The organism is Helicobacter pylori, from assembly GCF_011140715.1.
Lineage (GTDB): Bacteria > Campylobacterota > Campylobacteria > Campylobacterales > Helicobacteraceae > Helicobacter > Helicobacter pylori_DA.
Window position 1 is genome coordinate 1 of record NZ_SFZZ01000079.1, and the last position, 1,011, is coordinate 1,011.

Annotated in this window: 1 protein-coding gene; it reads left to right on the top strand. The window is 45.2% G+C overall.

The annotated features are described in order from the left end of the window. Positions 1-24: 24 nt before the first annotated feature. Positions 25-1,011 (top strand): SabA family sialic acid-binding adhesin (locus EWZ81_RS07835; protein ID WP_205250258.1); only part of this gene is annotated, 987 nt, incomplete at its 3' end.

Below are 1,011 nucleotides of genomic sequence, written 5' to 3' on the forward strand. Positions count from 1 at the left end.
AAAAATCTATTAAAAGGAGAAAACATGAAAATCAAAAAATCCCTCTGGCTCTCTCTTTCTCTCATGCTCTCATTATCAAAGGCTGAAGATGACGGATTTTACATGAGCGTGGGCTATCAGATCGGTGAAGCGGTTCAAAAAGTGAAAAACACTGGAGCATTGCAAAATCTTGCGGACAAATACGATAATTTAAACAACCTTTTAAACCAATACAATTACCTTAACTCTTTAGTCAATCTAGCCAGCACACCGAGCGCGATTACCGGTGCGATTGACAATTTAAGCTCAAGCGCGATCAATCTCACTAGCGCTACCACCACTTCCCCCGCCTATCAAGCTGTGGCTTTAGCGCTCAACGCCGCTGTGGGCATGTGGCAAGTCATAGCCTTTGGCATCAGCTGTGGCCCTGGCCCCAATCTTGGCCCAGAACATTTAGAAAACGGGGGCGTTCGATCGTTTGACAACACGCCAAACTACAGCTACAACACCGGTAGCGGAACGACCACCACCACTTGTAATGGAGCCAGTAATGTAGGGCCCAATGGTATTCTGTCTAGCAGCGAATACCAGGTTCTCAATACCGCTTATCAAACCATTCAAACCGCTTTAAACCAAAGTCAAGGGGGTGGGATGCCTGCCTTGAATAGCTCCAAAAATATGGTAGTCAATATCAATCAAACTTTCACAAGAAACCCTACCACAGAATACACTTACCCCGATGGGAATGGCAATTATTATTCAGGCGGGACTCCACTCCCAATCCAGCTAAAAATTAGCAGCGTCAATGACGCTGAAAACCTTTTGCAACAAGCCGCTACTATCATCAATGTCCTTACCACTCAAAACCCGCATGTGAATGGTGGCGGTGGGGCATGGGGTTTTGGCGGCAAGACCGGGAATGTGATGGATATTTTTGGCGATAGTTTTAACGCTATTAACGAAATGATCAAAAACGCTCAAGCCGTTTTAGAAAAAACCAAACAGCTCAACGCTAATGAAAACACCCAAATC